Origin of the sequence: Rhodococcus globerulus (assembly GCF_019334125.1) — a bacterium.
Taxonomy (GTDB): Bacteria; Actinomycetota; Actinomycetes; order Mycobacteriales; family Mycobacteriaceae; genus Rhodococcus_F; species Rhodococcus_F globerula.
Genome location: NZ_CP079698.1, coordinates 3,721,394 through 3,746,169, shown reverse-complemented (window position 1 = coordinate 3,746,169; position 24,776 = coordinate 3,721,394). Strand labels below are relative to the sequence as shown.

The following is a 24,776-nucleotide window of genomic DNA, read 5'->3' as shown; positions in this document are numbered from 1 at the left end:
ACAGCAGGAGCCTCACTGAGCAGGCTTCTCCGCGATGATCTGGATCAGGTTGCCGCAGGTGTCGTCGAAAACAGCGATGACGGCGGTGCCGATATCTGTCGGAGCCTGCGTGAACACCACACCCTTTTCCGTCAGACGGGCATGCTCGGCCTCCACGTCCTCGACGGCAAACTGAGCGAGTGGAATGCCTTCCTCGGCAAGAGCATCGCGATACGGCTTCACAGCCGGGTGCTTCGCGGGCTCGAGCAGGAGTTGCGGGCCGTCCGGTACCTCCGGCGAGACGACGGTGAGCCACGCATCCTCGCCCAGTGGGATGTCGTGGTGCTTCGTGAAACCCAGGACATCGGTGTAGAAGGCGAGTGCTGCTCGCTGGTCGTCGACGAAGATGCTTGTCAGTTTGATTTGCATGGTGTTCCTGTCTCGATGGGCCATCGCCGGGTGATTTCGGCAAGTGGCTCGGGATTGAAGTAGTGGAATTTGGAGCGTCCGCGCCGCTCGGTCACGACCAGTCCAGCCGACTCGAGTACACCGAGGTGCTGAGAGATCGCCTGACGCGTGAAGCCCAGACCGTGTCGCATCGTGAGCAGTGAACAGATCTCGAACAGAGTCTGGCCGTCATGTGCCGCGAGTTCGTCGAGGATGATGCGCCTCGTGTCGTCGTCGAGAGCACGGTAGATGGTGACCACGGCACCACTATAGGCAAGCTGGAGCTTGCATATCAAGAGCTGTTGAGTGAGCACGGTTTGTGCACAGTGAACAACGGTTGTGGCATGCAGCAAGGGGTGCTCACTATGCGCAAGGGGTGTCAGGTTGCCGAACTCCCTCGAAGGAGGCACTGGCATTACCGGTAACCCCTGGCCCTCGCGCCCGTGGCAGATCTGGGGTTGGCTGAAGGAACATGTCGTCGACGCAAGGGGTACGGGCAATGACGGGCTGGAGCGAAGAGCAGGTAGCGGCAATCGCGAACCCTCAGGAAGTGCAGGTCGCGACCAGGCGGGCCGACGGTTCGCTGAGAAGTCCCACGATCATCTGGATCGTCGGCGAGGGTGACCGGCTCTTCATCCGATCTACCAACGGCCGTCCGGCAGCCTGGTTCAAGGGCGCGATCGCGACCGGAACCGGGCAGATTATTTCCGGCGGCAGCGCGTACGAGGTGAAGTTCGTCGAGGCCGGTGACGCAGACCTCCCGCTTGTGGACAGTGCTTACCGGAAGAAGTACCGCCAGTACCCGAGCATTGTCGATCACCTTGTCGAAAGTGGCCCCCGTTCGGCCACCCTCGAGGTTTTTCCCGCCTGATACGCAAACGGCAGCGAAGGAGTTATTCATGCGCGGCACAATTATCTACGGTCCCAATGACATCCGCTTCGAGGACCGACCCGATCCCGTGATCGTGGAGCCCACCGACGCGATAGTCCGCACAGTGGCAGCGTGCGTGTGCGGTTCGGATCTGTGGCGATACCGTGGCATCGCGGAGGTCACCAAGCCGACGCCCATCGGCCACGAGTACGTCGGCATCGTCGAAGCGGTTGGCAGCGACGTCACCACCGTGAAGCCCGGACAGTTTGTGGTCGGTGGATTCTTGACCAGCGACAACACCTGCGCGCTGTGCAAAGTCGGCGCACACGCGAATTGCCTCCACGGCACCGGATACGACGGCTGCCAGGCAGAGCTGATCCGCGTCCAGAATGCCGACGGAACACTCGTCGCCACCCCCGAACTGCCGGACGAGGCGATGATCCCGAACATCCTGGCGCTCTCCGATGTCATGTGTACCGGCTGGCATGCGGCGGTCAGCGCAGGCGTCAAGCCGGGAAGCACGGTCGTGGTTGTGGGTGACGGCGCGGTGGGCCTCTCCGGTGTACTTGCAGCAGCGGAACTGGGCGCGGAGAGGATCATCGCGATGAGCCGCCATGAGGATCGGCAGCGTCTCGCACTGGAATTCGGCGCCACCGAGATCGTTGCCGAGCGCGGCGACGACGGCGTCGAGCGGGTCAAGGAACTCACATCCGGAATCGGAGCAGATTCGGTGCTCGAGTGCGTCGGTACTCACGATTCCGTCGAGCAGGCCCTGCGGTCCGCGCGCCCTGGCGGCATGGTTGGCTGGGTCGGCGTTCCCCATGTCGCGGATCTTCCTCAGCGGCACATGTTTTGGAAGAACGTCGGCTTGCGCGGTGGACCTGCACCGGTGCGGGCATACCTCGACCATCTTCTGGACCGCGTCTGGAACGGGCACATCCAGCCGGGCAAGGTCTTCGATCTGACTCTGCCGCTCGATCAGGTCGCTGAGGCATATGCGGCCATGGACGAGCGACGCTCCATCAAGACCATGCTTATTCCGTGAACGCAGGAGTTCGAAACAACCCCGGCAGATTATCGACGGTCCAGTTGGGGGAGGAGTGTTTCGCGGGCCAGCAGCAAGATCGCGGCAGCGATCGGGATGGCGAGCAGTGCGCCGACGATTCCGAGCAGAGCCCCGCCGAGCAGGACAGCAACGACCGTAATCAGGGGTGGTACTTGGACGGTCCGGCCGATGATGCGCGGCACGAGCACGTAGTCCTCGACGAGTCGGAGCATGATGAAGAAGGCTACGGTGGCGAGCGAAATAGGTAGTGACACAGTCAAAGCCACCAGTGCTACGACGATTCCGGCGAGCGTCGATCCGACTATCGGGATCAGGTCGAGTACTGCGACCAGTACGGCGAGCAATAGTGGGTACGGAACGCCGAAGGTGATCAGCCAGATGAAGGTGAGAACGGCGGTGATGAGCGAGATCAGGATGTTTCCGAGGACGTATCCGCCGACCTTGGCGAAGATCTCGTCGCCGATCAGGATGGTCCGCGGGCGGCGGGAGTGGGGTGCCAGGCGGTAGAGCGAGGCCCGGATTCGGGGGAAGTTGGCGAGGAAGTAGGCGGTGAGGACAACCACGATGACGGTTCCGCTGATCGCACTGAACACGAACTTACCGGCACCGAGGATCCCGCCGACGACATCCGGGACACCTTCGCCACCGATCGTCTGTTGGAGCTTGTCCTGAAGATGGAATCGAGAATTGAGTTCGTCGATGGCGGGGTAGCGCTCTTGGAGGTGGTGCAGGTAGCCAGGGGCGTTGTCCACGAGTGCGCTGCCTTGGGTGACGATCGGGGGTATCGCGGCAGCGAGGAAACCGGCGAGCATGCCGAAGGCCGCGAGAAAGACCACGGTCACAGCCGCCCAACGGGGAATTCGGTGTTGCACCAACCAAGACACGACGGGTTCGAGGCCGGCTGCGAGGAACGCGGCGATGACAATGAGGACGAGTACGCCGTGTGCTGCGATCAGTAACTCGATCCCGCCGTAAGTGACGGCCACTCCCGCGGCTGCGGCCATTCCGATCATGAACGGAGACTTGCGGTCGAAGCTCGGTCCGGGCTTACCCAGCGGGTGGGCGGGTGAGCTGATTCGGGCAGCGTCTTGTTCTGCAGCGATGATCGGTTGCCCCTCGGCGGAGGTATGGGGTTGCCCGACCACGTCGCCGTGAGCAGGTTCTGCATCTCCGCCCGTGGGCGGTGAGTTGTTGTCGAGCTCGGGCATCGGAACCTCCGCATCTCGAGGTGCGCCCAGCGGGACGGACAATTCTTTCGCTGCGCTGTCCTGGTGGTTTACCTCGAGCGGAGGTAATTCAAGCCGAGCATTGGATCTCGATTCCAAGGTCGATGCGAGCTAGACCGCTGTGGGTAGGGGTGGGAGGAGCAGGAGCAGTGCACGTTCGAGCTGATCGGCGAGTTGCGTCTCTGGATGCGCGATCCAGTACTCGTGGGCCGATTGTGTGGCGGCGAGTACTGCGTGTCCCACCGCAATCGGGAAGAGATCGTCCGCGGTGCGGGCGCTGACGAATTCGGTGGCAGCGGCTCGCCACCGCGTGTGGCGCTGCGATGCCTGCGCTTGCACGGCGGGTTCCGTAAGGACCAGTTGGGCGCGGTGTCTGGCCCATTCGATCTGGTCGTCGGGGAAAGCCATGGCGGTGACTACGGCGCGCACCAAGACGGCTTCGTACGGTTCGGTCGCGGTGCTGTCGGCCAGTGCTTGTCGCAGCCGACTGATCTCGGCGTCCGATTCGACCCACAGGACGTCGGCCTTGGTCGGGAAGTATCGGAAGAAGGTTCGAGTGCTGATTCCCGCTTCGTGCGCGATGTCCTCGACGTTGGTTCGGTCGAAGCCGCGTTCGACGAACAGTCTCTGGGCGACGGCGGCGAGGTGGTGCGCGGTTGTTGCCGCCGGCCTGCCACCGCGGTCGATTCGGTTGTCGGTACTCATCACGCGTCCATCGTTCCAGGTTCGCCCGGCCATGGCGTCGGCCTTCGGGCTTGGGCGGGTTACCCGTATCGCCCGGGTGGTGAGTTTTCTCAAAACGCCATGTTTTGGCATCGACTGACATAACCTCGGTTGTACGACGCGGCACCGCTGAAGGTCGGTGCCACATGTGCCGAAAGGTTTGCTGTCATGGGGCAATTCGATGGTCAGGTTGCATTCGTCACCGGTGCTGCACGGGGCCAGGGGCGCAGCCATGCGCTACGGCTCGCGCAAGAAGGGGCCGACATCATCGCGATAGACGTATGTCGCCAGGTCGACACAGTGCCGTATCCGACCGCCACGGCGGACGACCTCGCGGAAACCGAGCGTGCGGTCAAAGCCCTCGGTCGTCGCATTGTTGCCCGCGAAGTCGACGTCCGGGACCTCGACGGCTTGAAAGCGGTGGTCGACGCCGGTGTCGATGAGCTCGGCCGGCTCGACATCGTGCTCGCCAATGCCGGTATCTCGGTGCCTGCTCCGACGCTCGAGATGTCCGAGGAAACCTGGTCGACGATGATCGACATCAATCTCACCGGAGTGTGGAAGACCTGCGTCGCTTCGGTGCCGCATATTGTCGCGGGTAGTCGGGGTGGCTCCGTGGTGATCACGAGCTCACTCGCCGCTCTGAAAGCGAACGCGAATACCGCGCATTACTCAGCGGCTAAGGCGGGTCTGGTCGGGTTCATGAAGGTGCTCGCCAAAGAGCTTGCGCCGCAGAATATCCGAGTCAACACCATCCATCCCACCACCGTGGCAACCGACATGATCCTCAACGACGCCACCTACAAGCTCTTCCGGCCGGACCTCGCCGCGCCGACACGCGCTGACTTCGAGGAAGCCGCATTGACACTCAACACCCTGCCGGTGCCCGCGCTCGAATCATCCGACATCACCGAGGCAGTGCTCTACCTCGTCGGAGACAGCGGACGCTATGTCACGGGAACCACGCATACCGTCGACGCGGGTGGTCAGCTCTAGCCGACGGCTCGAGCCCATAACACTTGAAAGGAATCTCAATAGGTTTTGTCAAGCACGGCCGCAGGCCGTTCCGTCTGGCTGAGCCGGAGGCGATGCAGGTACGAAGGACCTGTATGCGAGCACATGCCGCCAAACTGGGAGATAGATCTGCCCCTCCTCACACCGCCTGACGGGCAAGTTCACTCTCCGCTCCGGACTAACCGCTTCCCAGTACTTCGACAAATACTTATTCGAAACCGACCCGGACCTTCTACGTCGCATCGCCGACCGCATAGCCCCGTTGGTTCCAGAACACACCGAAATACTCGGCGGACTGGAAATGGGCGGTATCCCGATCGTCACTATGCTCAGCCAGGCAACCGGTCTACCGGCGGTCTTTATTCGTAAGGAACCGAAGCCGTACGGAACCAACAAGCTGGCAGAGGGAATCGACGTCGCAGGGAAGACTGTCACCCTGGTCGAAGATGTCATCACCACTGGCGGTGCGGTCAGGAACGCAGCTCTTGCCCTTCGGGAGCTGGGCGCTGATGTTTCGGTAGTTCTGTGCGCGATCGGTATTCACCAAAGAGGTCTTGGATTCGACACTCGATCACTAAGGTGACGGATTCACGAAATTCTCACCGCAGCTCACGTCTAGCGCGAACCATGCGATAAAGAACGTGCAAACGAAGAGACCCGCCTCTACTGTGATCCGATGGCATCGATCAAGAAGATTCAAGTCACCTTCGACTGTGAGGAGCCTGAGCGCGTAGCGGAATTCTGGTGCGAAGTATTAGGTTACGAGCGCAACGGATCGGGATGTATCGATCCCTCGGGTATAGGTCCGCGCCTGTACTTTCAGCGCGTTCCTGAAAACAAGGTTGTCAAGAATCGACTACATATCGACGTGCGAGTAGGTACGGGACTCGTGGGCGAAGAACGCGTGGCCGCGCTCGAATCCGAATGCGCACGATTGATCGCACTCGGTGCGGTACGTGTGCGACTACTGCGCGCCGATGGCTACAACGAGTCATGCCTCGTAATGCAAGATGTCGAAGGTAATGAGTTCTGTCTCGATTGAGTCACTGTTCACATCGCACCCGCACCAGTCGACGGGTGTCCCTGCCGCATAGCGACAAAGCTTGACACGGCTTACGAATGGACGCGGGCCAGAACACAGTCCATTCGGGTCTGTTACTGATCGCTTCAGAAGTTATCTACGCGGCCAATGCGGCAGTTGGTCCTGGCAAATAGACCACTTTGTCACGGACCATCGCTCACAACACATTCAACCGCAGCCGCGCGAGAGCAAGGACGGCATGGCGATCTCGGCGCATCCTCGCCTGATCTCGCCGAAGTCATCGCGCGCACGGGGCTGTGAGTTCCAGGCACGTGGTTGTCCCGAGGAGTGAACTCTGATCCCAGGCGTGGACGGACACCCCGACGTAGCACCCGCCCCATCTGCCGATGAACGCCAGGTAGCCGTCGTCCGGCACGATGAATTCGGCAGCCAACCGCTCACGTGCTTCTGCTTCGGGAATGGGCCGTCCCGACCCGTAGACTGCGGCCGCGGCGTCGATGCGTTCGATCAGAAAGTTGGAGAATTCCCGAAGCGACACCGATTGTCTTCCTCTCGGACTGAGGCAAGCCTCGTCTCTGATTCGAATCTCCGGACCGCAGTGTGGCCGGTGAGCAAATGCTCACCGGCCACACTACTTTCGACGGAAACTCAGACCAACGCGAAAGCAGCAAATGCTCCCAGTGCGATCAGTGCGGCGCCCGTGATGCTCTGCACCCGACGGTCTACGACGCACATGACCGAGAGGAAACCGGGCATCGAGCCACCGCGATTGGTGTGCACGATTGCCGCGAGGCTAGGCATGCAGCGGCCGAGGGAGACAACGGTGAACAGTGCAGCGCCGAGAGCCGTTGAGCCCGAGGCGATAACACCGAGTGCAAGGAGGTAGTACGCACTCGAGCGGATGAAGATCAGGAATCCGGGCCCGATGATAGCGCCGAAGATCAGTGAGACCTTCCACGGCGCCATGGTGCGGCGCATATGGCGCGGAAGCTGTTGGCGCCGCATCGGAGTCGGCATCGTGAGAACACCCAACTCGTGCAGACCGTACGCAAGTGCCACAACAGCCCAGGCACCCAACGCCCAGCCGATCGGAATGAAACCGGACACCGCCGCGCCGAGAGCGCCGATCAGGGCGCCGGTGACGGCACCTGTCGTGACGGAACCCAGTGCATGCCAACTGAGTCGGCGTACCGGAGTTGACGATCCCTTACGGTCGGCTTGCTTCGGTGCGGCAACAACTCCGGCAACCGACATTCCGCAGGTCGACCAGTTGGCGGCCAGTGAGGTGACCAGTCCGGCTCCGACAACCGCAGTGGTCAAAGCTGTTGTCGCAGAAGGCGCAGCCACGAGTGCAATGCCGGCACCCGCCGCAGCACCTGCGGCGATGAGGCTGGCGCGAGTAGCCGTGCCGACTGAGCCTTGAAGGGTCGGCCGAATGTCAGGGACATCGGTCTGGAGTGGGCCGTGTGAGAGAACGGTAGTCATCAGATCCTCCAAAATGTATGTAGTTCACGAAAAATGATGAGCCAGTAGTCACAACACTGTGATGACTCCGATCATGTACGGGTGCACGGAGCACGAGTACTCGTAGACGCCGGCGCTCTCGAACGTGTGCCGGAAGGTGCCATCTCCGGTGATGCCACTGTCGAACAGTCCGGGTGATTCCACATGATGCAGAAGTCCGCCGTCGTCGAAACGCCACTCGACGGTGCCGCCATGTTCAACGGTGACGTCCATCGGACTGAACTGAACATTGCTGATCTCGACCACGACGTCGGGGGCGGGACCTTCTGTGCCGCACGCGGGAACACACGTTGCCGCGACGGCAAGGCTGAAGCCGGCGATCCACCTCCTCACTATTGAACGATCACGGTGCCGACCATCATCGGATGGGGCGTGCAGTGGTAGGTGAAGGTACCGGCGTCGTCGAACGTGAACGAGAAGGTTCCCTCGGTGAGCAACTCGCTCTTCAGTTTCCCTTCGAGTTCACCGTTACCGACCACGTCGTGGGGGAGTCCGCCGTCGTCGAACTTCCACTCGACGGTCTGGCCCTTTTCGATGGTGACCGACGCCGGTGTGTAGGCCATGTTCTTCACCTCGATCACGACGGCGGGTTCGTCCGACACCGAACTGTCGCTGCTGCATGCGGTGAGACTCAAAGCCGCACAAGCGGCGAGGAAAGCGGGAACGAGCTTCTTCATGAGAGGTCCTCTCGATTCTTCTTACTTGTCAGCGGACGTAACGCAGATTTGCCGTCATTCCGGCTTCGAAGTGGTAGGCATTGTGGCAGTGGAACATCCACTCGCCGGGGTTGTCGGCATCGAACTCGATGGCGAGTTCGCTGCCTGGTAGCACGTTGACGGTGTCACGGCGAAGCCCGCCGTAATCCGGTACCGCAAAGGTGTGGCCGTGAGTGTGCATGGGATGCCACATGGTGGACGTGTTCTTCATCGTAATCCGAACGCGTTCACCCTGTTTCATCACGAGTTTGCCCGCATCGGCACCGGCCATACCCCACACGTAACGATCTCCGGCTTGGATCAACTCGATGTGGTAGTCGCGATCGGGTGACTTCGTCTCGAGGCGTGTGGATTCCGCGGGACGGAGAGCGCTTTCGAGCACCAAACGGCCGCCCAACTCCGAGATCACACCACCCACATCCGGATTCGAGAGTGCCAACGCGTCGGTGCTGCGAAGGAGGGTCGACGCGTATCCGTCGCGGCCCTCGACCTTGGCGACCACCGGCCATGTTCCCGACTTGACCGTCACGAGTACGTCGTAGCGCTGCGCCATTCCGACGATGATGGCGTCGGCGGGAGTCGGCTCCACGTCGAAGCCATCGGTGGCTACGATCGTCATCTCGTGCCCGGCCACGGCAAACCGGTACGGAGTTTCGGCCGCCGCGTTGATGATTCGTAGTCGCAGAGTCGAACCGGGCGCAGCGGTCACCACAGCTGGATCGTTGGGCGGTCGCCCGTTGATCAAGTGCAATGGATACGCGATGTGTTGTGTCATGCCGCCCAAAGGCTCGGACGAACCATGGCCGGCGCTCACCAACTGCTGCGCAACTGCCATGTCACCCTCGGCGTGCTCAACGGGTGTTGATGCGGCTCCGCCGTGGCCGCCGTGGCCGCCGGCAATTGCCGGATTGAGTGCCATCAGTATGGAATCCGGTGTGGTACCCAATCCGTCGACCCAGTCGTCGAGTACCAGAACGGCATCGGCGTCGGCCCCACTGGAGTCGTTCGGGTCCTCGACGATCATGGCGCCGAAGAGTCCGCGGTCTGCCTGTAGTCCGCTGTGCGAGTGGTACCAGTACGTTCCCGGATCCGGGGCGACGAAGTTGTAGTCGAAGGTCGAAGCCGCCGCGATGGGAGCCTGCGTGGTTGGTGCCGCGCCGTCCATGTCGTTGCGGATTCGAATTCCGTGCCAGTGCAGCGTGGTTTCGGCATCGAGGTTGTTCTGGACGGAGACGTTCACCCGGTCACCGGATTTCAGCCGAAGTTCCGGAGCGACAGCAGCGCCACCGTACGTCCATGTGTCCACGAGGCGTCCGCCGAGATCAACCGTCGAGAATCCGGCTGCCAAGGCAAACGCGGCGGTGGTTCCGTTCCAGGCTCGTGCCGACTCTGCAGCAGCAACTTCGGGGTCGGTGGGCATGATGAAGTCGAGATCGGTCAGCGGCGTCGGAGTTGCTGCAGTGGAACTGCATCCGGCGATCGTTCCCACGGCGCCGAGCCCGATTGCCCCGGCGCCGAGTGCTCCCAGACTCAGGAAGCGGCGCCGGCCCATCACTACACCGGATCCGGGACGACTCATCGAAGTACTTCTGGTGTGATCAACCCGGTGACATCACCGACATTGCCCGAGATATCCACGGAACTGACCTGCTCACCGGTGGTTGCGTTGTAGCCCACGATCTTCTGCGGAGCGGAGCCTTCTACCTCCGGTCCGGTGCCGAGCACGTAGAACGTTGCACCGTCAACTGAGAAGGCGGTGCTTCCGATATCGGTGAGGCCGAGGTCGGCCAGAGAAAGACTCTTGATCGGGGCGAACGTAGCCGCGTCGAAGAGATCGATCTTCACGATCGAACCACCGCGAGCGGAGTCCGGGTGAATTGCGCTGTCGGTGTATTCGATTGCCAGACGCGTTGCATCCGCATTGATGAGGTTCTCGGAGAAGCGTCCGGAATCCTGGCCCGCATTTCCGATGGGCTTGACGGCTTCCTTGGGTAGTCCGTTCGAGAAGTCGAAGACGAAGACGTCACCGTTCTCGCTGACCAACAACGCGTTCTGTGCGTCGGCCGCCCACGTCACCTTGCGAGTGGAGACGAAATCGTCGGGCAAGACCTTGGATCGGGCGGTCTCGGTGGGGACTCCGTCGTCGCTGATTGTGACTTGAAGCAGCTCACGGGTGTCCTCGCACACGCTGTAGAGCTCGTGTCCGACCATCCAGGTGAACGGTCCACATCCGACGATCTGGAGGGCGCCGGTCGCCTCCTGCTTCTCCAAGTCGACAACACGGATGCCGTACAAGCCGTCGTCCCAAGTGACAAAGAACTTGCCGTCGGAGGTGACGGCATTGGAGCCGGGACGCGAATGCACGCGTGCGACATCCGGCAGCATGACCTCGGCCGGCTCCAACAGGTTGCCGGAGTAGGTGCTGACCGTGAAATCGGCTGCCCCGCGCGAACCTCGGGGACGCCACACTTCGGCGGCGAGTACTGCTGGGTCATCGGCGGAGTCCCCGACAAATCCGTGGATGACAGGATCCCAGATACCGGGTCCAACGGTGATACGGCTCTCGGCCACACCGGTTTTCGGATCGATGACGTTGACGCTGAGTTCGAGCTGACCGAAGCCACCCTCGACGCCGAGGAGTCGGTCAGCGGCAATCGGAACGATCGACCCGACGTGCAGGGGTTCGGGAATGGTGTCGCCGATTTCCTGATCGTCGTGACCGAGCGAAATGCCATCACCAGGAGCGGTGAACGGGACGGTGGGATAGGTGACATCACCTGCGCTGGAAGGTTCGTCGTTGTCGGACGAACTGCAACCAGCCAGTGCGAGCACAACGGTGAGAGGCAGTATTGCGACGGCGGGACGGGCGAGCTTTCGGATTCGTGAACTGCTCATGATCCGGCACCGACCTTGGGGCGTGCAGCCGGACGGGTCTGGCAGTCCTCACCGATGATGGGAGCCATGGTGCAGGTGTACGCCTGCGATTCGTCGGAGACACACCAGATGATTTCCTGGTCGTAGCTGCCGGAAACCGGGTTGTACATCACTGCCTGCATGTCCGGCTCGCCGCAGAAGGCGTTGGAACACGAAGGCGCACCGCAGCAGTCGTAGTACGCGATCAGATAGGTCTTTCCGGTATCGGGATTGGTGCAGCAGCCAACCCAGAACTCGGCGCCTGGCTTACTGCCGGGCGCGCACGTGGTGACACCGCCGCCGTTGCAGGCAGCGCAGGATGTGCCGTCCATGTTGCACCAGCGCCAGTATTCACATTCCGCGGGATCCTTGCCGTCGTACACGGGAACAAGCGGTTCCGGGCCCGGTGCCGGAGCGGGAGGCGCGGCTTCTTGAGCAAACGCGGTACGAGTGACGGGCAAGGTGCTGATCAGCGCTACGCCGGATACTCCCATGGTCCACTTGCCGATTCGGCTGATCATCGACCGCCGCGAGACGCGTTCGGAGAGCTTGCGGCCGGTGCGGCTGGTCAGTGAACCACCTTGGCCTGCCATCCATTCGGCCTGCGCTTGAACGGTTGCCTCGTCTACCGGATATCGGTTCTCTGTCATGTTGTGCTGTGGAAACGCATTGTCGTCCAACAAATTTCTCCTGATTCGTGAAGAGGAACGAGCAGAACTCAGGGTGATCAGGCCGCGCTGCCCGACTTAGCCTGCGCATGAAGGTGCTGGAGTGAGGGGGTGCCGGACTCGAGTGCGTTGAGCAGGCTCTCGACCTGAGCCATGTGGTTGCACAGGCCCTTGCCGCGAATCTTGCCGTGCTCGTCGAGAATCACGCCGTACGGAGTGGTGCCCACCTGGTAGGCGATGCCGACGTCACGAGCGTCGATGTAGCTGAGCTCGGGACCGATGCCGCTGCCGGCCAAGAACTCTCGGTGTTCCTCGGGGGTTCCGTCGGAGATGATGACAACGTCGAGGTCGGATTCGGCTCGGGCCATTGCCCGCACGCCGGGAAGCAGGCTCTTGCAGGTCGAGCAACTCGGTGCTGTGAACAGCAGGAGCTGAGCCTTGTCTCGATGACCACCAACTCCGACGGTTCGACCTTCCTGGTCGATCAAACCGGCAAACGACGGCCCAACCTGTTCGACCTTGGGACCGGTATCCATCATTCGGGCACCGAGTGGTCCGAGACGCACCTGCACACGGCCGATTTCACGGGCGAGAGCGAGAACCATCAAGAACAGTACGGCCACGGCGATCACGAGAATCACGGTCGCTACGAGTAGAAAAGTAGTCATCGTCGAAGTCCTGCCTTTGCGCAGTCGGTGAATAGGGAGAAGGTCAAACGCCGTACCGAGACGTGGCGCCGGCGGCACGCAGTCGGACGGAAGCACTCGAGAGGTAGTCGTCGACGGGGCGCTTGCCGAAATGAACGACGGATCGGATCTGTGCGATGGCGACGCCGCCCAGCACCAGGAGGAGTGCGAGGGTGGCAGCTGTTGCTTGCGCGCCCGCGCCCGCGGAGCTGCCGATTGCCAGGATGGAGAGTGACGCAGCGGCAAGGATTCCGGCACGTACCGCGTGGAACCATCCGATACGCGGGATCTCGCCGATGCCGAATGCGAAGCAACCACAGTCGAGGTCGCGTCGGCCGCGAGCAAGGTTGACGACAAGGCCGACAAAGAACGACGCGAACATGAGTGCGGCAACCCCGGCCGCCCACTGCCGGGCGATGCCGGTCACGAGAAGTGCGCCCGCCACGGTCTCGGCGATGGGAAGTGCCCGGGCAACCGGTCCTTCGAGCCCGCTCGGAAGGACTTTGTATCCACGTACCGAACGCAGAACACCGTCGTAGTCCGTCAGCTTGGGGATGCCGGCGAGCAGTAGGACAAACCCGATGATCGCCGATACGGCAGCGATGGTGAAGTCCATGATTCCTCCCTTTCAGGTCGGCAAGCGCTGGTGTGTGGGACACATCCTGTACTGGTGATGCGGCGAACATGCTTCGGTGTCGATACGTCCGGGGGATACGCAACTGGGAATGCGCACCGCCGGTGAGAATCGATATTTGTGCAGGTCAGTAGGTTTCTTCGGCACGGGATTGACATGGTTCGGAGCTGTGGCAGGGCCAGCGGGCGAGACCTCGAGCGCGCGGATTCCCACTTGGATCGTCACTGCGCGCCACGGTGGAAACTGCCCGGAAACAAATGCGGACTAACTTGACCGAAATCGGTGAATCGGATATCGGACGGACGGTGAGACATGGCCGTGACGGCGGCGTTGCGCGCGGCACTCGCGCGGGCACAGAGTGCGGATCAGGACGGCGAGCCGGTGTACTCGCCGTTGCGCGGTCTGGGTCGGCGGCGGCTGACGCCGATCGATCTTCTCGGACAGTCGTTGTCGACCATCGCACCGGCTACGGGAATGGTGTTCATCGCATTGTGGATGATCACGTACAGCCCTGGGTACGCAGGTTTGGCCGCCATCGCCGCGACAACGTCGGCAGTTTTTCTGGTTGCGCTCTGCATCACGCATTTCACCCGCAGGCTGGCGGCGGCTGGTTCGCTCTACAGCTTTGTCTTCCAAGGTACCGGAACCCGAAGTGCGCTTTTAGTCGGAGCCGCGTTGGTCGTCGGGTATCTCGGGATCTCGATATCGGTGTTGGCCCAGGCGGTTCCCAGTCTGCTGGATACGATTTCGCTCATCGGCACCAATGTAGGCGGGCCGCTTTCGACGGTAGTGGTGACCGTACTGATCGCCCTCACCGTTGCGTGGATAGCGGTGCGTGGAGTTCGGTTTGCGACCCGCGCGATTCTGGTGATCGAAAGCTGTTCGTTGATCTTGATCATCGCGGTGATGCTGGCAACCCGTACCGATACGACAAGCACTGTGTCACTGCCGAATCAGTCTTTGAGCGTGGTTCCTTTTCTGGCGATGCTGACTGTTCTGAGTATGGCCGGATTCGAGAGTGCAGCATTCTTCGGTCCAGAGGCCAAGCGCCCGTTGATCACTGTCACACGCACAGTGCTGATTTCGCCGATCATCTGCGGGCTACTATTCGTCTTTGCAGCGTGGGCGGCGATGACGGGGCATGGCGCAACCATCGTCGGGGCGTACTTCCAGGGGACGGCATCCGGTGCCAGTGCCGGGGTAGTTCTGGCGGTCAAGGTCGGTATGACGTGCTCGTGGCTGGCATGCACTCTCGGCTGCGCGCAAGCGGGTTCGAGGTTGTTGTACTCCATGGGCGTCGAACGGGCGCTGCCGTCATCGCTCGCCCGGATGCACCGTCGATTCCGAACCCCTTACATTGCGGTCCTCGCGTTTGTCTCCGTCAGCACAGTCGGCGTTCTTCTGTTTTCCGATGCGGTGAGAGATGATTCAGGCTCTTTCGACGGAGTGGTGGAAATTGCCCTCGTGTGCGCGTACACGTTGGTGGCCTTTGCGTCCTGGAAGTTCTTGAACCGAATCGGCGAGCACACAGCGGTGACACGTGTGTGCACGTTGTCGGTCAGCGTCGCCGGGGCCGGTTTGCTTGTGTACATCATTCTCGACGGTGCCGTCCACGGAATCTGGGCGCTGCCGTGTGCTGCTGGAGCGCTTGCTGCATCCGGAGTGATCTGGAGTGCAATTCTCCGGCGGGTGCGGCCTGAGAGTCTGACGGCGGTAGGAGCTTTCGACAGCCTTGAAACTGCGGACCTCCTACCTGGGGCCGGAACACTCCTTATCGGCGACGACGGTCGACGACGCCTGGTGCCGGATCGTTCTGCCGCAGACCGCGACCTACCGGAGTGGGGCGAGTGAGCGCCGACCGCGCCACCACCGGCACCAGAGTCGGCAAACGGACCAGCGACGAATCGCACTTCAGCGGGCAGCAACCCAAAGCGGTTCAGAAAGCGCTCGGGATGCTCGAGGCGGTTGCGCATCTGGGACCGGGAACAACCGCGAAGGAGATCGCCACTTTCGCGGGAGTTCCATCGGCCACGGCGTATCGGATGCTGAATCTGTTGGTGGCAGAGGGTTTTCTCGTGCGGGTACCTGACCTGTCCGGCTTTGCGTTGGGGCGTCGGACGGCTGAGTTGTCGCATGCCGCAACAACGAGTGGCCCGGCGCCGTCGCTGCACGAACAAGTCGAAGACATGCGTACCCACACGAGATACGGATTGCATGTTGCGTCGTTCAACGCCGGGCGACTCCGATTCATCGACAAGGACCCTGATCACGAGATCATCGGGATAACCACGCTTTCGAAGAACATCCATGCAAATGCGCTGGGCAAACTTCTGTTGGCCTACGACGAGCGGCTCGTTGTCGATTTGGAACTACGTCGACTCACCGAATTCACGATCGATGATCGTGCCATGCTGGCCGAGCAGTTGCGTTCGGTTCGATTGCAGGGGTTCGCGTTCGAGAATCAGGAATCCCGGCTCGGGCGGTCGGCGTTAGCGGTGCCCATTCGCGATCATGCCGACCTGGTCGCCGGCGGATTGTGTATCCAGGGTTCGTGCGAGCGTGTCACTGTGGAAGACCGAGAGTTGGTGGGCTTTCTCCTCGATTGCGCGCGGCGTCTCACAGGGCTGATCTGAGATGTCAGCGTAGACGGGTGGGTAGTCCCGCGGTCATCAGGACAACCGACTCGGACGCATCGGCGATGCGTGCGTTCAGTAGGCCGAGCAGGTCCCGAAAGAGACGACCGGACTTGGTTTCCGGAACAACTCCACTGCCGACTTCATTGGTGACTGCAATGATCGGGACAGGGCAGGACTTCCAGGCAGCTAGCAACTGATCGATGTCTTCGCGAACCGCAGCGGTGTTGCCGTCCAGCCAGGCATCGTGGCGATTCATCTGTGCGGTCAGCCAGGTACCTAGGCAGTCGAGCAGGATGGGGTCGGTTGAGCCGGAGAGTATTTCGATTACATCGACGGTTTCGAGAGTTGCCCAGGTTGCCGGCCGCCGCGCGCGATGTGACGCTACCCTTTCCGTCCAGTCGGGATCGTCGTCATGCGGATCTCCGGTGGCGATGTATGTGACGTGCCGGTATCCGGACAGTAATGCTTCGGCGTAGGTGGACTTGCCCGCCCGGGCGCCACCGGTAACCAGAGTTCGGCCAGGCGCGCGGGAGCCGATGCGCAGCACTGTGCCGTCGAGAACGGTTCGTGCGCCGCACTGTTCTAGTGCTGCCGAGAGTTCGTGTGCGAGCGGGTTGTGGTGGCCGAGGTGGACGGCCACGATGTCGGTTCTGTCTGTGACCGCGCCGATTTCGCGCAGTGTGGCGACCGTCCGGGCGAAGCTGGGCAGATCGTGGTGCCCGGTGCCATGATCGGTCTTGAATCCGAAGGTTTCCTCGAGGAAAAGGGCGTCGAACGAGGCGTTCTCGAGCTCGGCGATTGTCGACGGTGCGAGGGGCCCGGTGTCGGTGGCCCAGAAGACGCGGGCACCGGCATTGTCGGTGATGTCGTAGAGCAGGGTCGGAACTTCATGTGTCGCTTCGAGAGCGCGAACGTCATACGTGCCCAGTGTGATCGATTGGCCAGCGACAAGCGGTGTGAAGGTGACCGGGTCGTGTGGCCCCACCCAGTCGCGGCAGAGATCAAGGGCGTCAGGAGGTCCGAGTACCTGCAGTGGTTCGGTGCGATCGGCCCATGACCGGAAGAGCAGCGCCATCGGGCCGAGATGATCGGGATGCGAGTGAGTGAGCAGGATGTGTTCGACTCCGGCAAGGGTGCGGCCGGATCGCGAAGCGGCGCGTGGTACTTCGGGGCCGCAGTCGAGCAGGATTCGATTGTCCAGCAGGGCCGCTGTGTGCCCTCGGACCGTGCCGCTTGCCAGTGCGGCGGTGCAGGATGTGCACTCGCAGAAGGGGTTGGGCCAACCGTCGGCGGCGCCGGTACCCAGCATCAGCAGTTCCATCAGCGGCCGTCCTGCTCCCGGATCGGTACCACGACGGGTCCGCTCGGTCGATCGAGAACCTCGACGCGGGCGCCGTAGATCTCGCTGAGGAGGTCCGAACGCAGAACGTCGGCCGGTGATCCGTCTGCCACCACGCGGCCCCGATCGAGCAAGACGATGCGCGATCCGTACTGCCCCGCGAGAGTGAGATCGTGCATCGCGGCAATCACGGTGATGTTGTCCGACAAGCGCATTGCCTCCACAAGATCGAGGACCTGCTGCTGGTGTCCGATGTCGAGGGCGCTGGTGGGCTCGTCGAGGAGCAGCACTTTCGGTTCCTGCGCGAGCGCTCGGGCCAGCACTACTCGCTGCAATTCACCGCCGGACAGTTCGGTAGCCCGGCGATCGGCAAATTCAGTGAGGTCCAGGCGCTGAATGACGTTGTTGATCACCATGCGATCGGCGGCGGTCTCCGTGCCGAAGCGTCGTAGATACGGAGTTCGGCCGAGCGCGACAAGTTCTTTGACTGTTGCGCCCTCCGGTACCACGGGCCGTTGTGGCATCAGCGCGACAACTTGAGACATGGCTTTGCGACCGGCATCTCGAGGGTTACGGCCGGAGACGGTGAGTTGGCCGGCAGACGGAATCAACCCGGCGAGCGCATGCATCAGCGTGGTTTTCCCGGCGCCGTTCGGTCCCACAACAGCAACCCATTCACCCTCTGCAACGTCGAGTCCGATGCCGTCGACAACGTTGTTGCCGCCCAGGACAACCCGAAGGTCCTGGCAGTGAACGGCAAACTCGGTCATGCCGACACCCGACTGCGGCGTAGGACGAGCAGGAAGAACGGGGCGCCGATCATGGCTGTCACAACGCCGATGGGAAGTTCGGCGGGGGACATCAATGATCGGGCGGCAACGTCGGTGAGGACGAGGAACGCTGCGCCCAGCATCAGCGACAGCGGGAGAAGCAGTCGATGCGAAGGTCCTGCGACCAGTCGAACGGCATGGGGAACAACAATTCCCACAAAGCCGATGAGGCCGCTGGCACTGACCACTGCTGCTGTTCCGAGAGTTGCCGCAAGAACCAGGACGAGTCGAGAGCGGGCGGGATCCACACCGAGACTGGCTGCCTCCACGTCACCAACTGCCATGACGTCGAGTACTCGACGGTGAATCAGGATGACTACCGAGGCCACAATCACGTACGGCAGCACAACAAGAACTTCCGACCAACCGTCCGTCGACAGACCGCCGAGCAACCACGAATAGACCTCGCGCAGTGAATCGTCGAACCGTTGCTGCACAAAAGTTTGCGCGGCATTGGTGAACGCGGCCACCGCAACGCCGGCCAGAATGATGACGACCGCGTTCTGGGCGCCGCCGATACTGCGGCCCAGAGCGTACGTGATGAATACGGCTAGAACGCCACCGACAAAGGCGGCCATGGGGATTCCGAACATTCCCACAGCCCCGCCGGAGACGATAGCCAACGTTGCGCCAAGTCCGGCACCACTGGACACTCCCAGAAGATACGGATCGGCCAACGGATTTCGGAACACACCCTGATACGCGGCTCCCGCGACGGCCAGCATCGCGCCCACCAAGGCACCCAGGACTACGCGGGGAAGTCGGATCTGCCAGAGAATTGCCTGCTGTTGAACGGTCAGCCCGGAATCGATATCGACGCCCGGAATCCCGTCGAGCAGTTCGAGAATGACCCGATCAGGGGTAAGGCCTGCCGGTCCCACCAGAACGCCGATCAACAGTGACACGCATAAAATGAGTGCGGCACCGACCAGCGCGGTGGTTCGATGGTTCGCGAGACCGGCCTTGTGCATCAGAGAACTCAGGCCGTCGGAACCTGCGCCACGATCGCGGCAACAGCTTTCACCTGGTCGGTGACGCGGGGTCCCCATCGACTGGACAGGTCTTCGTCGAGTACGTGGATCTGGTTGCCGGTCACAGCCTTCATCCCGTTCCAACCGGGGCGCGCTGCAACAGCTTCCGCGGTGACACCGCAGCACTGCGAGTCAGCCAGGAAGATCAGATCAGGGTTGGCCTGAACCACGAACTCCGCCGAAAGCTGCGGGTAATCGCCCTGAGCGGCTGCGTCGGCGATGCTCTTCATGCTGAACAGGCCGTAGATCTGGCCGATGAAACTTGTGCTCGTCACCGTGTAGAGCGAGGAGTCGAGTTCGTGGAAGTACGTGAGGGGCTGCTCGCGGGCCGGAACGCTCGCCACCGCTGCGTCGATTTCGGTGCGCATGTCACTGACCACCTCGGCGCCCTCTTCCTCGTGGCCGGTTGCGATCGCGACGCGCTCGATCTGTGCGTAGACGTCGTCGATGCTCGTTGCCGCCGGCAGAAGGAGAGTCGGCACCTTTGCCTTCTGAAGCCCGGACACGAGGTCGTTCATGTCGTCGGACGCAATAACCAGATCCGGTGCGTAGCCGAGGATGGCTTCGACGTTGGGCGAGAAGCCGGACAGGTCGGTGACCGGGATGTCGGCCGGGTAGTCGGACTGGTTGTCGACCGCCTTGACCTGATCGCCCGCGCCAACAGCCCACAGCGTCTCGGTAGCGCTGGGGCTGAGTGAGACGATCGACGTCGGACGCGCCGCGATCGTGATGTCGGTGCCAGAACCGGTGGGACCGGATTCCACCGTCACGGGGAATGAGCCGTCGGAGACCGCTGACGTGGTGGGGGCGTCGGAGGTGGTGGAACTGCTGCAGGCACCGGCCAACAGCGCCGTACTCACCGCCAGCGCCGCAAAGATCGATCGGAACGTGCGTGTCGGCCGAATGTTCACAGCCACCCCTCCATCAGTGCGGAGAAAGTCGCCATGCGGCGCGGCCGGAGGGCTGGGCTGCACGAGCGTCCTTCGTCCGAGGACCATCGTGTCGCCACGAGGCTGGGTGACCTGACTCGTTCATCCGTGGGTATACGGACAACTTCACAGTTGCGTCGACAGTGCCGGGCTTTCACCGGACTTCACAAGCAGCGTGGCACCCCGGAAACCCGGGGCATTTGCACTTTACAGGGGCGGCCACTCTTGACTCGAGCGGCAAAGGCACGGTAAATATCTATTCCACTAATGAACTAGTGAAAGGGTTCGGATGATCGACTTCCGTATCGACCGCCGATCCGGCATTCCCACCTACGTGCAATTGGTCGTCCAGGTGAAGCAGGCACTACGGCTCGGTGACCTACAGGTCGGTGACCGTCTGCCTACCGCCAAGGATGTTGTGGGGGCTCTTGCCATCAACCCCAACACTGTTCTGAAGGCTTACAAGGAACTCGAACGCGACGGTCTTGTTGCGCCGCGGCCGGGGTTGGGGACGTTCGTGACCAAGTCGCTCGCGAAGCCGGGCATGGCGGAGAACTCCGCTCTGCGGGCAGAGCTTTCTCGATGGGTGCGTGACGCAGTGGCGGCGGGCCTCGAGCGCACGGATATCGAGGCACTGGTCGACATGGAACTCGAGCGTGAGTTCGTCAAATCTGATTCGTCCGAGAGTGAGGGGGAGACATCGTGACCGAGCAAGAATCAGCGCTCACCATGGCTGACGTGGACAAGCGCTTCGGGCGCAAGAAGGTGCTCGACGCATGCACCTTCGAAGTCGAGGCAGGGAGCATCACCGCGCTTGTCGGCGTCAACGGTGCCGGCAAGTCGACACTCATGTCCTTGGCAGTGGGATTGACGACGCCGGATCACGGCGCGATTTCCGTACTCGGCGCCGCTCCGAGTCGTGACGGCATCAGCCCGGGCCTGGCCTATCTGGCCCAGCATAAACCGCTGTACCCGAAATTCACTGTCGCGGAACTACTTCGGTTCGGCGCCTACACCAATGACAGCTGGGATGCGAAGTACGCGCTTGCCTTGGTGGAACGTGCGGACATTCCGCTCGATGCGAAGGCCAAGACGCTCTCTCCCGGTCAACGAACCAGGGTGGCACTGGCTTTGGCACTCGGACGTAGGCCGAAGCTGTTGCTTCTCGACGAACCGTTGGCAGATCTGGATCCCCTTGCCAGGCGGTCTGTCGCTACCTCGCTGCTCGAAGATGTCGCAGAGCACGGCACAACCGTCCTATTGTCTTCACACATCATTTCCGAATTGGCAGACGTCTCGGATCGGTTACTTCTTCTCGGCGACGGCAATGCTCGACTCTCCGGATCGTTGGATGAATTGGTCTCAGCCCATTACGTATTGGTTGGTGATGGCGATCCGTCGGACGTGGTGGGTGGCGGCACTGTTGTTCACACCGATGTCGGGCTGCGTCGAAATTCTCACCTCGTAGCCGGCCGTCGACCGAACGAACTACCAGGTTGGACTGTCGACGATGCAACTCTGGACGACCTGGTGCTCGGGCATCTGAGTGCGGAAGCGAAGGTGTCGGCATGATCTGGGTTACCTGGCGTCATCATCGGACGTCACTCATTGTCTCGCTGGGAATCATTGCGGTGCTGGCTGTTACAGCCTTGGTAGGTGGCGCATTCGTCATGAGTGACAGCAGTGCTCGACCCATCGGATCGTTTCTCGAATGTTTCGGCAACACAACGACGGTCTGTGCGGCTGAAACTGCTCTCACGGCAACCACCGTCATTGCAACGATGCTGCCGGTGTTTTTGGGAGCGTTGGTTGGCGTAACGGTGTTCTCGCGGGATATCGAGCAGGGAACACATGTGCTGGGGCTTACCCAGTCGGTCAGCCGGGCTCGCTGGTTCTGGACAAGAGTGCTGGTTGTCTTTGTCCCCATCGCCATGGCTGCTGCTGTCCTCGGGTTCGTTCTCGAATGGACCCGCGCTGTCGGAGGGAGGGACAGCTACGCATTCGTCAGTGGCGGGGGGCAGCCCTTCGGTGTGTCAAGTCTGACATATCCGCTCTTTCAATCGAGCGGATTGGCCTTGGGTGCTTACACTTTCATGGCTCTAGTGCTCGGAGCGGCGCTTGCTTTGCTGGTGCACAGTTCGATCGGCGCAATGGCGCTGACTATGGTCGGCGTAGTTGGTGTACTGGTGATGTTTCAGTTTGTTGCCAGGCCGCACTACGCGCCGGTGGGGATCGAGAAGTCACCCCTGTCCGGGGGAAGAATTTACACGGCTGTTGAAGGTGCATTTGTTCCCGGACTGAATTGGGAAATCGAGCAGGGTTACGTCGATATCCAAGGCAATTTTGTGGACGTTCGCTACGACGAATGCACCTGGAGTGGATCGGACGACGGGAACGACCCGTACGAACAGCGGTCCGAGGAGACCGGCGCCCAGTACGACGTTCGTATGGAGGCGGTCTTGGCCCAGCAGGATCGGGACATGGAGGTCTGCTTGCACGAGCAAGGAGCAGACCACTACGAGGTCCGCTACCATTCGGCCGATCAGTTCCGCCGATTCCAGTTGACGGAAGCTGCTCTGACTCTCGTTCTTTCGGGACTGTTCTTGATCCCCGCGCTCTGGGGTCTACGACGCCTCAAGCCGTAATGCTCAGCCGGTGACCGGTGCGACGCTCAGCTGATTGATGTTCGCGCCGGTCATCGAGCAACCCTCGGTGGGGTAGGGGAGGAACACCGCATCGTAGGAGTTGGGCGGGTACACACGTAGTCCGGCGACGTCGGTGACACCACACTGGTCGGCCGGATAGTTCTCGACGTTGGTGGCGCGAACCAAGGCGGTTCCAGCGGAACCCGGTGCGAGGGAGACCGCAGATCCGGAGCCAGTGCGCGTTGCCGCTGCGCCCACCTCGCTGCCGTCTGCGCCGGTTACGTAGGAAACGCCGGGAAACCCGTCGAGGGTGCAGGTGCGCGTGCTGGTGTTGGTGAAGACCACCGGTAGTTCGGTGGAACCGGCGGCGCCGCTTGCCTGTCCGAGGGTGACGCTGAGTTCTGCGACCGTGCAGTTCTCAGGACTGACCTGTGTACTCGATGCTGCCGAGTGGGTCGCGTGCGTAGTTGTTGCCGGAGCCGGGCCGGGCGCTGCGGATGTCGGTAGCGCCGAGGTAGTGGTGGGAACAGTAGTGCTGGTGGCTGTGTCGGAGCTGTCGGATCCGCAACCGCTGACGAGGGCAATTGCGGTCAGCGGTGCTGCGAGCAGGACGATCCGACGTATTACTGTGGGATTCATGGTTCGCTCCTCCGGCCAGCCGACATGTGTGTCCGGTATATCCGAATCATGGCTGGGATGTGCGGGAATGCGGCAACTGAGTGCGCCATTTCACGCACCGAACGTGAGGAGATTCGATGCCGACAGTTCCGAACGCGAGGCCTGATCCCGACCCACATGACATCAAGCGCTGGCGACGCTATCTCGCCGACGAGCAGGCAGAAGCCGCGGTGTACCGCGACCTCGCAGGGCGGCGCACCGGTGAGGAACGCGAGATCCTCCTTGCGCTCGCCGAAGCTGAGGGTCGGCACGAGGCACACTGGCGTGCCCTCCTCGGCGAACACGTCGGAAAGCCGATGCCCGGCGACATACGCACTCGTATCCTCGGGTTCCTCGCCCGACGATTCGGCTCGGTTTTCGTTCTTGCGCTCGCTCAACGTGCAGAGACCCGATCGCCTTACCCGAACGACGCGGATGCAACTGCCTCGATGGGTGCCGACGAGAAGATCCACGAAGAAGTGGTGCGCGCGCTGGCAACTCGTGGGCGCAATCGGCTTTCGGGGACCTTCCGCGCGGCCGTGTTCGGCGCAAACGACGGTCTGGTGAGTAACTTGGCCCTGGTTCTCGGTATCAGTGGTAGTGGCGTCTCGAATCAGATCGTGTTGCTCACCGGCATGGCCGGACTGCTTGCAGGCGCACTGTCGATGGGTGCCGGTGAATACGTTTCCGTCCGCTCGCAACGTGAATTGTTGGAAGCGTCCACTCCAGGTACCGACGCGCGCGATGCCGTCGGATTGCTCGACGTCGACGCCAACGAGTTGGCTCTGGTGTACCGAGCCCGCGGTATGACGGCAGAGGAAGCCGAAGTGAGAGCGGCGGAGGTCCTGAAGCACAACAACTTCGGTGTGACAGATGTCGAAGACACTCACGAGTCTGTCGGCACCGGTTTGGGAGCTGCAGCCGCCAGCTTCTGTTTCTTTGCCTCCGGCGCAATCATTCCCGTGCTGCCGTACCTGTTCGGGCTGGAAGGTGTGACGGCCCTGATTGTGGCTTCGCTGCTGGTGGGTATTGCCCTTCTGGGCACCGGCGTTGTTGTCGGACTGCTCTCCGGCGGGCCGCCTTTCAAGCGGGCGCTCCGTCAGCTTGCCATCGGTTACGGCGCCGCGGCGGCAACATATCTACTCGGAATGCTGTTCGGGACATCGTTGTAGAGCACCGGCCTCGAGGCCGCACGATCTC

General features: G+C 61.9%; 29 protein-coding genes. 11 read left to right on the top strand and 18 right to left on the bottom strand.

The genetic code is table 11. The features are described 5' to 3' along the window. Nucleotides 1–12: 12 nt before the first annotated feature. Together KYT97_RS17000 and KYT97_RS16995 are read right to left on the bottom strand one after the other, a co-directional pair. Nucleotides 13–408 carry a VOC family protein gene (locus tag KYT97_RS17000; RefSeq protein WP_219110296.1) on the bottom strand — a complete coding sequence of 132 codons (396 nt, stop codon included), beginning with the start codon at nucleotides 406–408 and terminating at the stop codon, nucleotides 13–15. Next, the gene (locus tag KYT97_RS16995) at nucleotides 393–677 is read right to left on the bottom strand and encodes an ArsR/SmtB family transcription factor (protein WP_033233848.1); all 285 of its coding nucleotides are present in this window, start codon (nucleotides 675–677) and stop codon (nucleotides 393–395) included. Before KYT97_RS16995 ends, KYT97_RS17000 begins: the two co-directional genes overlap by 16 nt. A 248-nt stretch (nucleotides 678–925) precedes the next feature. On the opposite strand from KYT97_RS16995, the gene KYT97_RS16990 reads away from it, so the two are divergent. Further along, nucleotides 926–1,297 carry a DUF2255 family protein gene (locus KYT97_RS16990; RefSeq protein ID WP_095887296.1) on the top strand — a complete coding sequence of 124 codons (372 nt, stop codon included), beginning with the start codon at nucleotides 926–928 and terminating at the stop codon, nucleotides 1,295–1,297. A gap of 28 nt (nucleotides 1,298–1,325) precedes the next feature. Beyond that, on the top strand, nucleotides 1,326–2,342 hold the full coding sequence (locus KYT97_RS16985) for a zinc-dependent alcohol dehydrogenase family protein (protein WP_219110294.1): 1,017 nt from the start codon (nucleotides 1,326–1,328) through the stop codon (nucleotides 2,340–2,342). Nucleotides 2,343–2,371: 29 nt separating this feature from the next. Here KYT97_RS16985 and KYT97_RS16980 read toward each other — a convergent pair whose 3' ends face one another. Next, on the bottom strand, nucleotides 2,372–3,571 hold the full coding sequence (locus KYT97_RS16980; protein WP_219110293.1) for an AI-2E family transporter: 1,200 nt from the start codon (nucleotides 3,569–3,571) through the stop codon (nucleotides 2,372–2,374). A gap of 129 nt (nucleotides 3,572–3,700) precedes the next feature. After that, the gene (locus KYT97_RS16975; RefSeq protein WP_245005852.1) at nucleotides 3,701–4,294 is read right to left on the bottom strand and encodes an acyl-CoA-like ligand-binding transcription factor; all 594 of its coding nucleotides are present in this window, start codon (nucleotides 4,292–4,294) and stop codon (nucleotides 3,701–3,703) included. A gap of 186 nt (nucleotides 4,295–4,480) precedes the next feature. Here KYT97_RS16975 and KYT97_RS16970 point away from each other — a divergent pair, with 186 nt between their 5' ends. The 3 genes from KYT97_RS16970 to KYT97_RS16960 all read left to right on the top strand — a co-directional run bounded on the left by KYT97_RS16970 (nucleotide 4,481) and on the right by KYT97_RS16960 (nucleotide 6,368). Then, complete coding sequence (locus KYT97_RS16970; protein ID WP_141486787.1) at nucleotides 4,481–5,308, top strand: mycofactocin-coupled SDR family oxidoreductase; 828 nt, start codon at nucleotides 4,481–4,483, stop codon at nucleotides 5,306–5,308. A 280-nt stretch (nucleotides 5,309–5,588) separates the two neighbouring features. Beyond that, nucleotides 5,589–5,909: an orotate phosphoribosyltransferase gene (locus tag KYT97_RS16965; protein ID WP_245005851.1), complete on the top strand. Its 321-nt coding sequence runs from the start codon at nucleotides 5,589–5,591 to the stop codon at nucleotides 5,907–5,909. 93 nt (nucleotides 5,910–6,002) lie between these two features. Then, nucleotides 6,003–6,368: a VOC family protein gene (locus KYT97_RS16960; RefSeq protein WP_033233540.1), complete on the top strand. Its 366-nt coding sequence runs from the start codon at nucleotides 6,003–6,005 to the stop codon at nucleotides 6,366–6,368. A 277-nt stretch (nucleotides 6,369–6,645) separates the two neighbouring features. Here KYT97_RS16960 and KYT97_RS16955 read toward each other — a convergent pair whose 3' ends face one another. From KYT97_RS16955 to KYT97_RS16915, 9 genes are all read right to left on the bottom strand, one after another. Continuing rightward, entirely contained in the window at nucleotides 6,646–6,906 is a 261-nt protein-coding gene (locus KYT97_RS16955; protein ID WP_051730410.1) for a hypothetical protein, read from the bottom strand. 110 nt (nucleotides 6,907–7,016) lie between these two features. Further along, nucleotides 7,017–7,853, bottom strand: a complete 837-nt coding sequence (locus KYT97_RS16950; protein WP_219110291.1) for a methylamine utilization protein — start codon at nucleotides 7,851–7,853, stop codon at nucleotides 7,017–7,019. A gap of 48 nt (nucleotides 7,854–7,901) precedes the next feature. Then, complete coding sequence (locus tag KYT97_RS16945; RefSeq protein WP_080711673.1) at nucleotides 7,902–8,225, bottom strand: cupredoxin domain-containing protein; 324 nt, start codon at nucleotides 8,223–8,225, stop codon at nucleotides 7,902–7,904. After that, nucleotides 8,225–8,569 carry a cupredoxin domain-containing protein gene (locus KYT97_RS16940; RefSeq protein WP_033233534.1) on the bottom strand — a complete coding sequence of 115 codons (345 nt, stop codon included), beginning with the start codon at nucleotides 8,567–8,569 and terminating at the stop codon, nucleotides 8,225–8,227. Before KYT97_RS16940 ends, KYT97_RS16945 begins: the two co-directional genes overlap by 1 nt. A gap of 28 nt (nucleotides 8,570–8,597) precedes the next feature. Further along, the gene (locus KYT97_RS16935; protein ID WP_033233532.1) at nucleotides 8,598–10,187 is read right to left on the bottom strand and encodes a multicopper oxidase family protein; all 1,590 of its coding nucleotides are present in this window, start codon (nucleotides 10,185–10,187) and stop codon (nucleotides 8,598–8,600) included. Beyond that, nucleotides 10,184–11,503, bottom strand: coding sequence for a hypothetical protein (locus KYT97_RS16930; RefSeq protein WP_219110290.1), 1,320 nt, complete (start codon nucleotides 11,501–11,503; stop codon nucleotides 10,184–10,186). The genes KYT97_RS16935 and KYT97_RS16930 overlap by 4 nt, the downstream gene beginning before the upstream one ends. Then, nucleotides 11,500–12,171, bottom strand: a complete 672-nt coding sequence (locus KYT97_RS16925; RefSeq protein ID WP_033233846.1) for a methylamine dehydrogenase light chain — start codon at nucleotides 12,169–12,171, stop codon at nucleotides 11,500–11,502. The genes KYT97_RS16930 and KYT97_RS16925 overlap by 4 nt, the downstream gene beginning before the upstream one ends. 77 nt (nucleotides 12,172–12,248) lie before the next feature. Beyond that, nucleotides 12,249–12,857: a redoxin domain-containing protein gene (locus tag KYT97_RS16920; RefSeq protein WP_033233528.1), complete on the bottom strand. Its 609-nt coding sequence runs from the start codon at nucleotides 12,855–12,857 to the stop codon at nucleotides 12,249–12,251. Between the two features lie 43 nt (nucleotides 12,858–12,900). Then, complete coding sequence (locus KYT97_RS16915) at nucleotides 12,901–13,491, bottom strand: MauE/DoxX family redox-associated membrane protein (RefSeq protein ID WP_033233525.1); 591 nt, start codon at nucleotides 13,489–13,491, stop codon at nucleotides 12,901–12,903. A gap of 330 nt (nucleotides 13,492–13,821) precedes the next feature. Between KYT97_RS16915 and KYT97_RS16910 the strand changes: the two genes are divergently transcribed. Together KYT97_RS16910 and KYT97_RS16905 are read left to right on the top strand one after the other, a co-directional pair. Continuing rightward, complete coding sequence (locus KYT97_RS16910) at nucleotides 13,822–15,360, top strand: APC family permease (protein ID WP_033233523.1); 1,539 nt, start codon at nucleotides 13,822–13,824, stop codon at nucleotides 15,358–15,360. Further along, a complete protein-coding gene (locus KYT97_RS16905) occupies nucleotides 15,357–16,142 on the top strand; it encodes an IclR family transcriptional regulator (RefSeq protein WP_033233521.1) in 786 nt (261 codons plus the stop codon). Before KYT97_RS16910 ends, KYT97_RS16905 begins: the two co-directional genes overlap by 4 nt. 4 nt (nucleotides 16,143–16,146) lie before the next feature. Here KYT97_RS16905 and cobU read toward each other — a convergent pair whose 3' ends face one another. The 4 genes from cobU to KYT97_RS16885 are packed head-to-tail and all read right to left on the bottom strand — an operon-like array spanning nucleotide 16,147 to nucleotide 20,256. Further along, a complete protein-coding gene (gene cobU / locus KYT97_RS16900) occupies nucleotides 16,147–17,466 on the bottom strand; it encodes a bifunctional adenosylcobinamide kinase/adenosylcobinamide-phosphate guanylyltransferase (protein WP_033233519.1) in 1,320 nt (439 codons plus the stop codon). Continuing rightward, a complete protein-coding gene (locus KYT97_RS16895; RefSeq protein ID WP_033233517.1) occupies nucleotides 17,466–18,254 on the bottom strand; it encodes an ABC transporter ATP-binding protein in 789 nt (262 codons plus the stop codon). Before KYT97_RS16895 ends, cobU begins: the two co-directional genes overlap by 1 nt. Further along, complete coding sequence (locus KYT97_RS16890) at nucleotides 18,251–19,285, bottom strand: FecCD family ABC transporter permease (RefSeq protein ID WP_033233515.1); 1,035 nt, start codon at nucleotides 19,283–19,285, stop codon at nucleotides 18,251–18,253. Before KYT97_RS16890 ends, KYT97_RS16895 begins: the two co-directional genes overlap by 4 nt. Nucleotides 19,286–19,293: 8 nt before the next feature. Beyond that, nucleotides 19,294–20,256, bottom strand: a complete 963-nt coding sequence (locus tag KYT97_RS16885) for an ABC transporter substrate-binding protein (protein ID WP_033233510.1) — start codon at nucleotides 20,254–20,256, stop codon at nucleotides 19,294–19,296. A 307-nt stretch (nucleotides 20,257–20,563) separates the two neighbouring features. Between KYT97_RS16885 and KYT97_RS16880 the strand changes: the two genes are divergently transcribed. Genes KYT97_RS16880 through KYT97_RS16870 form a run of 3 tightly spaced genes read left to right on the top strand, consistent with a single transcriptional unit; the run spans nucleotide 20,564 to nucleotide 22,919 of the window. After that, nucleotides 20,564–20,980, top strand: coding sequence for a GntR family transcriptional regulator (locus tag KYT97_RS16880; protein ID WP_033233505.1), 417 nt, complete (start codon nucleotides 20,564–20,566; stop codon nucleotides 20,978–20,980). Continuing rightward, complete coding sequence (locus KYT97_RS16875) at nucleotides 20,977–21,846, top strand: ABC transporter ATP-binding protein (RefSeq protein ID WP_080711672.1); 870 nt, start codon at nucleotides 20,977–20,979, stop codon at nucleotides 21,844–21,846. Before KYT97_RS16880 ends, KYT97_RS16875 begins: the two co-directional genes overlap by 4 nt. Then, on the top strand, nucleotides 21,843–22,919 hold the full coding sequence (locus KYT97_RS16870) for a hypothetical protein (RefSeq protein WP_033233503.1): 1,077 nt from the start codon (nucleotides 21,843–21,845) through the stop codon (nucleotides 22,917–22,919). The genes KYT97_RS16875 and KYT97_RS16870 overlap by 4 nt, the downstream gene beginning before the upstream one ends. A gap of 3 nt (nucleotides 22,920–22,922) precedes the next feature. On the opposite strand, the gene KYT97_RS16865 is transcribed toward KYT97_RS16870, so the two are convergent. Then, nucleotides 22,923–23,558 (bottom strand): DUF4232 domain-containing protein, encoded by a 636-nt coding sequence (locus KYT97_RS16865; protein ID WP_045065294.1) that lies wholly within the window; start codon nucleotides 23,556–23,558, stop codon nucleotides 22,923–22,925. A gap of 116 nt (nucleotides 23,559–23,674) precedes the next feature. On the opposite strand from KYT97_RS16865, the gene KYT97_RS16860 reads away from it, so the two are divergent. Next, nucleotides 23,675–24,748 carry a VIT1/CCC1 transporter family protein gene (locus KYT97_RS16860; protein ID WP_033233499.1) on the top strand — a complete coding sequence of 358 codons (1,074 nt, stop codon included), beginning with the start codon at nucleotides 23,675–23,677 and terminating at the stop codon, nucleotides 24,746–24,748. Nucleotides 24,749–24,776 lie beyond the last annotated feature (28 nt).